Source organism: Muriicola sp. (assembly GCF_049669965.1).
Classification (GTDB): Bacteria; Bacteroidota; Bacteroidia; order Flavobacteriales; family Flavobacteriaceae; genus Muriicola.
The window spans coordinates 1-6,714 of the sequence record NZ_JBATLB010000238.1; the positions used below are offsets into that span (position 1 = coordinate 1).

A 6,714-nucleotide genomic window follows, 5' to 3' on the forward strand; every position below is an offset into this window, starting at 1 on the left:
CACCTGGACAGGAGGGCGGGGATCACTTCAAAACTAGGATTTTCAGTGGTTGCCCCTATAAGCGTGATCCAGCCTTTTTCGACTGCCCCGAGTAGTGAATCTTGTTGAGATTTACTAAAGCGATGAATTTCATCTATAAAAAGGATAGGGTTTTTGGTGCTAAACAGATTGCCGCGCTCTTTGGCTTTCTCTATCACCTCCCGTATGTCTTTTACGCCACTGTTGATGGCGCTTAAGGTGTAGAAAGGTCTTTTGCTTTCGTTCGCAATGATCAACGCCAGGGTGGTCTTTCCTGTTCCGGGAGGCCCCCAAAGTATAAGTGAAGGGATGATACCCTTTTTAATCTGATGTGTTAAAGAGCCGCCTTCACCTACAAGATGATGTTGACTTATATACGCTTCCAGCGTTTTTGGGCGAACCCTTTCTGCCAATGGTTCATTCATAACAATAAAAGTACATTTTTTCTATGGATGACAAGAGGGCAGCTTTTGGGATTGCGGTGTGAAATTTGTAGTATTACGCCAAAAAGAAGTGTATGTCTGCGGAAACCAATTTTAAGTTTTCCAATAGAGTGCTGCTGGTTCCCATGGCGTCTGTGTTGCTTATCTGGACCATTTTTTGGATGGAACTAAAATTTCAAAGTAATTGGAACAACTATGGGATTTATCCAAGGACATTAACCGGCTTGCGCGGAATAGTATTCGGACCATTTTTACATGGGTCCGTGGAACATCTCTACAATAATTCCATGCCCTTAGCCATATTAATGGCTTCACTGCTGTATTTCTACCGCAGTATTTCGTTTAAAGTTCTTTTCTGGGGACTGTTGTTATCTGGGTTAATAACCTGGGCTATTGGCAGACCATCGTATCATATTGGCGCGAGCGGGATAATTTACCTTTTGGCAAGTTTTATATTCTTCAAAGGAATATTTACCAAACACTATCGCTTAGTAGCAGTCTCACTTATTGTTTCTTTTATTTATGGCAGTATGTTGTGGTATATTTTTCCTATTAAGGAGGAGATCTCATGGGAAGGTCATTTGGGAGGCTTCCTGATTGGGTTGCTGATGGCGTTATTTTTAAAGGCAAAGCTTCCTATAATACCAAAATATGCCTGGGAAAAAGAAGACTACAATGAAGAAGAAGATGAATTTCTACAGCATTTTGATGCGGAGGGGAATTTTATAGAAAGAGCTACAGCCACTGAAGATTTAAAGGAAATACAGGTGAACTATCATTATAAAAAGGGGAACGATAAATCTCTAGAGGATGAGAATTAGGGATTTCTTTGCCGTACTGCCTCATACAAAAATACCCCACAGGCTACAGAAACATTGAGAGAGCCAATCTCCCCCAACATAGGAATTTTTGCGGTATGATCTGCTGCTTTTAAAATAGATGGTGAAATCCCCACATCTTCTGATCCCATAACAAACCCTACTGCACCTTTCAGATCTACCTCATAGAGGAGGGTATTTGTTTTTTCTGTTGCGGCTACAAGAGTAACGCCAGAAGACTGTAAGTAAAAGATAGCATCCTTTATATGGTCTACTTTGGCAATGGGAACCTTAAAAGCTGCTCCGGCAGATGTTTTCACGGTGTCTCCGGTTACAGGTGCTGATCCTTTTTTAGGGATTATGATCCCATCTACACCGCAACATTCGGCAGTTCTGATGATGGCTCCAAAATTCCGCACATCCGAAACCTGGTCTAGCAATAAAAACAATGCGTCCTTTTTTTGTGATAATACCTTGTCTACCAGGGTTTCAAATGTATGAAATGTGATAGGAGAAATCGTAGCGACCACCCCTTGATGATTATTCTGGGAAAGACGGTTGATCTTTTCCAGAGGAACATAGGAAGAGTTGATCCCGTTCTTGCGAATAAGTCCTTCTAATTCCTTAGAAAGAGACCCGTGTAAGCCTTTTTGAATAAATACCTTGTCTATGGGTTCATTGGCCTGAATTGCTTCTATAACAGCACGTAGACCATAGATCTTAGTATTTTTTTCCATAGCTTATTGTTGGTCTATAAAGGCCATCAAACGAATTAGATCGGTCTCCAATGAGAGATTGATTTTCTCTTCTTTAATAAATTCCTTTACTAAGGAAGCGTATTCTGGGTTGAATTTAGCTAAAAGTTTATTCTTTTTTGAAGGCAGTGAGCTAATGGGTTCCTGAGAATGTTTAAAGAAGTAATCTGTGAATTGTGTGAACTTGCTGGGTGTTGGACTTACCATAGAATTGGCAGCGGGCTTAGCCTCCGTAAATTTAACTTGTAAGAATTTATATAATGAATAGGAGTCTCCCTCGTATAGTACTATTAAATAACCCTCTTCTTTCTCTCCTTTTTCGTTCAAAAAGGACTGATATTCATATTTGCTACTGCCTTGAGAAGAAACAAGTAGCACATTGACATCCTTTATCAGGGCTTTGTGTTTTTCTTCTTTAAGCAAAGTGTTCTTTACTTCTATTTCCTTTGAGAAAATATTGTATCGGTAATAAAATTCACCGAGGTCCTCATCTTTATAAAATACCCTTCCTTTATTAAAATCTTCGGTCTCAAAGGCAGATCCTACTTCTGCTCCTACCTAGAAAGAGACCGTTTCGCCATCGTTCTTTACTTTCTGGAATAATTCCTGCATCCTGGGATTCCATCGTTGGTGATAGTTGGCAAAAGGATCATTTTCCACCCCACCCATCTGAGGGGCAGCATTTCCCACTTGCTGCGCGTTTGATATGCCCCCTAATAGCAAAATAATTATGGCAAAGAAGTGTCTCATGAGGGGGTATTTAGAGAATTTATGAATTCGAAGGTTTTAATTAAGTGTTCCTCGTTATCCAGGTCAATTTTATTTTCTTTGATAAAGTTATTTACAGGATCTTTCATTTCTTTTTCCAGGATCTTCAGCAGAGCCCCTTTTTTCTGGGTTAACTGGTCAATTCTATCAACTCCCGCTTTTGTATAATAATATTCTACAAAATGGGCATATCTGCTGGGTATAGGCATTACCATGGAATTGGCCGCTGCTTTCCCCTCACTGAATTTTACTGCCAGCCGGTGATAAAGCGTAAATTCATCGCCTTTTGAAATGATGGATAAATACCCATTCTTAGTTTCATCTTTTTTGTTGATATAGGTGGTAAAAAGCAGTTCTCGCTGCCCGTATTTAACTCTGAGATCCTCATTGGCCAGGAGGCGTTTTGCTTCTTCCCCGGGTAATTGGGTTTCCTTGATCTCAATTTCACTGTTAAGTGCATTGTACCTTACATAATATTCCCCTATGTATTCATCCCCGAAAAACAATTTACTTTTTACAAAATCCTCTGTAAGATAAGGGGATCCCAAAATCTCAGATTCACCGGTGGCATTTTTATTTTGTCTAAGGTTAGCCAAATGTGTGGCGAGAAAGGCATCTGTTGTATTGCGGCCGCCAAGCCCAAACGCTGCACCGGCTCCGCCGGATATCTGACCGGATACTTGTGAATAGGAGGTGATAAAACTGAAAACTAAAATGATATATAAAAAAAGTTGTTTCATTGTTTGTGTTTTAATTGCTTTTAAAGCCCAAGTGCCATTATTTCCGGGGCGTCGTTATCGTAATGGTAAGCTCTCCAAAAAAATCCGGGAGCAGAAAATTTCCAAACCACTTCCCCTGCTTCAGTTACTTCCCAGATGCCGTAATCTCCTTCAGCGATCATACGGTTGCCATTGGGTAATAATACTGCACCAGAGACCTTAGGAGCATAGAGATCCGGATCTGTAAAACTCCAGACTACTTCGGGCTCATTGTCTGTATTTGGCTCAAGTGAAAATACGTCCGGAAGTTGTAATTCATAGACCGTTGATTGTTCTAACTCTGCTCCATTGGTAAAGATCAGCATGTTCCCCAGATGATCATCTTGTAATAAATTGGGAAAATGGTTATTGCGAAAGAGACGCTCGCCCGCGGTATTTTTATAAGCCTGTGGGTTTCCAAAGCGATATAAGAGATCACCACCTTTGCCATAATTACCACCTTCGCTACCGCTGGCTTCTTCCGTGGAAGTGCTGTGGTCTATTACCCATACTTCGTGAAAAAAATTAACACTAAGATAGATCACATCCTTCACAGCATCATACGCCAGGCCATTGGCATGCATAATATCACCATTTGCGATGGTCACGTAATTTAAATCTATCAATTGTGGGTTGGCGGCAACATCGCCAAAATTATCTTTTGTGATGTCATAATCCTGAATAATATGATCCCAGGCGTGCCATTCCCAAACAATTTCGTCTGTATTGGGGTCAACTTCAATGATCGCTTCCGGAAATATATCTACCTGTGAGTTAGAACCGGCATTAGCAGCCACCTCCTGGGTTCGGCGTTCCCATACCATGGCCAATACATTACCATTAGGAAGTAGTTCTGCATCGTGATGCGTTTCAGCTGCCTCGGAGGAGTAGTTAAAATTCCATTCAATGCTGCCGTCTGCTGCAATGAATTGCAGTATTCCTCCCTGGCCACCTAATGTTATTTTTGGATCATCTGTTTCTAGAGAGGCCAATAGTCTTCCATCTGCCTCGAGGAAGGCATCATTGCCCAGCTTATTGCTCAAAGGCCACTCGTGTACTAATTTTGCCTCTTTGTCCATCAGAAAGGCCCTGTTGTTACCCGCATCATTCACAAGGATCAAACCGTCGTAAACAAGGTTGGCATTAAGGGTCTGGATCTCACCCATATAAACCGGAGGTTCTTCCATGGGATCTGCGGGTTCTTCTATTCCAGGATCCTCTACTACTACTTCCTCTTCAGGAAGTATGGGTGCCTCTTCCTTGGCACAGGAAGGTAAAATCAGAAACCCAAGGAGTATTAATATGCAAAAAACCGTTCTCATAGTGATCTAATTAATAGGTTCAAATGTACAAAAAAGAGCTGTTTTAGCAGGATAATAAATAAATAAAGGCCATCTGAAAAGATGGCCTTTATAAATTGTATAAATTAACTTTTTACGGACAAATACTTAAACTGCCTGTAAAGTCACCAATAAATGGACTTGGTCCGTCCTCAAAGGCAGTCTTGCCATTAGGAGCAAATAATTGGTAAGTAACTTCAGAATCCCAATCTCCGGACACATACTCAAAGGTTACGGTAGTAGCGGTGTCTGGAATAGTAAAGACTTCAGTGTTAGAAGCACCTTGTGCAGAGGAAATTGTATAATCAGTCGCAACACCGTCAACGGTAACCCTAATGGATGCACCGTTCCAACCATCTCCGTAAGAATCCTGCATGTCTAGTGTGTAATCACCAGGAACTGGTCCTGTAGGGATACACGCTACAACCACATCGTACTTATAAGGAGAGTTAAAATAAGATCCACCAAGAACGTTTCCGTTACCATTTACGTTGGTCCATGTAGAACCGTCCGTTAAGGTAACTTCAAAACGATAACTGAATACATCTCCACCTGAGTAGCCTGTACCAACTCCAAGAGTGGTAGCCGATTCGGCCAGCGTAGTAGTATACGTCAATTCTGGAAGACCCCTTGAACTAGTGGCAAGATCACTGGCCATAAATGTCTCGATCAGTTGTTCAGATACACTTGAATCCGTTGGATCGTCCTGATTGTCTGTAAAGGTAGCATACACTTGAATGGAGTGTAATAATCCTCCAAATTCGGCATCCTGCTCTTCAAGAGTAACAGTAAATATCGACCCAGGTACGAATGCATTATAAGGATTACCTTCCTGATTTCTGGTTCGCAAGATGGCTCCAACGGTAAAATCGTTGAGAACCTGGTCCACTACTTTATCATCCGATTCGCAGGAAATAAAGAAAGTCGTGGACAATGCTAAAATAAATACACAAACTTTTTTCATCGTAATTTTTTTTAAATTAATTAGCAACAGGGAATGTAGGTGATGCAGGATTAGTATCCCAGAAAACCTGTCCGGTAACATTCGATTTCTGCGCTATGTTAGAATTCGTGTTCGCCGCATTCGCAGGATAGAAATGACTACGGATAAAAGCACCAGGATTAGGCTCCAGATTGGGCTCTAAATTGGTAGGATATCCTTTTCTTCTATAGAAATTATAACCGTCATGACCATTTCCTTTTAGTGCAATAAAGAACTGTTCTGCCATGATGTTCCATTTACCTTCATTGTCTGCAGCATCAAAAGCAGCATCCACAGAGGCAATATAATCAGATATATCAGTGGCAGATGGTGCGAAAGACAAGTCTGCCGTAGCATCCTTAGATCCAAAAGTCGTTACTTTGCTAATAGACTTTGTTACCCCAGCAAGCACAAGGGCTTTTCCAGATGCAGGGCTGCTGTTCATCGCTACTTCTGCTCTCCAGAAATCTACTGTAGAGGCAAGGATAACAGGGGTGATCCCTGCTCCACCACCACCGGTGCCTAAGCTGGTTTCACCAAAACTGTCATCATCAAACTGACCGGCCTGAGGATAAACTCCTACCGCAGTTCTCAAAAGACCATCTGGTGGAATACCGGAGTTGTTTCCGTGATTTCTTCCCCAATACCCGTTGTCTAATGTACAAAATGGGAAGCCGCCAGATATGTATTGTGGAGGAGGCGATTGCAAAGAACAATCCAACGTTTCTTCATTTGGCGCTACAGGATCACCACTTACATCGTTAGATCCCGGAGTACCATCTGCCTGACGGTAATAGTAGTAACGAATACGAGGGTCATCTGTAGTGTCCAT

The 6,714-nt window shown here is 41.6% G+C and carries 8 protein-coding genes and 1 pseudogene; 1 reads left to right on the forward strand and 8 read right to left on the reverse strand.

Annotated features, from left to right (window positions below; all coding sequences use genetic code 11):
- On the reverse strand, positions 1-443 hold a 443-nt coding region (locus tag WBM49_RS12205), incomplete at its 3' end, for an AAA family ATPase (RefSeq protein ID WP_424372331.1).
- 92 nt (positions 444-535) lie between these two features.
- Between WBM49_RS12205 and WBM49_RS12210 the strand changes: the two genes are divergently transcribed.
- Positions 536-1,282: a rhomboid family intramembrane serine protease gene (locus tag WBM49_RS12210; RefSeq protein ID WP_424372332.1), complete on the forward strand. Its 747-nt coding sequence runs from the start codon at positions 536-538 to the stop codon at positions 1,280-1,282.
- On the opposite strand, the gene rlmB is transcribed toward WBM49_RS12210, so the two are convergent.
- The 7 genes and pseudogenes from rlmB to WBM49_RS12245 form a co-directional block, all read right to left on the reverse strand.
- A complete protein-coding gene (rlmB, locus tag WBM49_RS12215) occupies positions 1,279-2,016 on the reverse strand; it encodes a 23S rRNA (guanosine(2251)-2'-O)-methyltransferase RlmB (RefSeq protein WP_424372333.1) in 738 nt (245 codons plus the stop codon). The two genes, WBM49_RS12210 and rlmB, sit on opposite strands and share 4 nt — an antisense overlap.
- A 3-nt stretch (positions 2,017-2,019) precedes the next feature.
- The gene (locus WBM49_RS12220) at positions 2,020-2,457 is read right to left on the reverse strand and encodes a hypothetical protein (protein WP_424372334.1); all 438 of its coding nucleotides are present in this window, start codon (positions 2,455-2,457) and stop codon (positions 2,020-2,022) included.
- A 135-nt stretch (positions 2,458-2,592) separates the two neighbouring features.
- The gene (locus WBM49_RS12225; protein ID WP_424372335.1) at positions 2,593-2,784 is read right to left on the reverse strand and encodes a hypothetical protein; all 192 of its coding nucleotides are present in this window, start codon (positions 2,782-2,784) and stop codon (positions 2,593-2,595) included.
- Positions 2,781-3,542, reverse strand: a complete 762-nt coding sequence (locus tag WBM49_RS12230; protein WP_424372336.1) for a hypothetical protein — start codon at positions 3,540-3,542, stop codon at positions 2,781-2,783. Before WBM49_RS12230 ends, WBM49_RS12225 begins: the two co-directional genes overlap by 4 nt.
- 20 nt (positions 3,543-3,562) lie before the next feature.
- Positions 3,563-4,882: an aryl-sulfate sulfotransferase gene (locus WBM49_RS12235; protein WP_424372337.1), complete on the reverse strand. Its 1,320-nt coding sequence runs from the start codon at positions 4,880-4,882 to the stop codon at positions 3,563-3,565.
- Positions 4,883-4,994: 112 nt separating this feature from the next.
- Complete coding sequence (locus WBM49_RS12240) at positions 4,995-5,864, reverse strand: hypothetical protein (protein WP_424372338.1); 870 nt, start codon at positions 5,862-5,864, stop codon at positions 4,995-4,997.
- Between the two features lie 16 nt (positions 5,865-5,880).
- Positions 5,881-6,714 (reverse strand): annotated as a pseudogene (locus tag WBM49_RS12245) (SusD/RagB family nutrient-binding outer membrane lipoprotein); the annotation flags it as partial.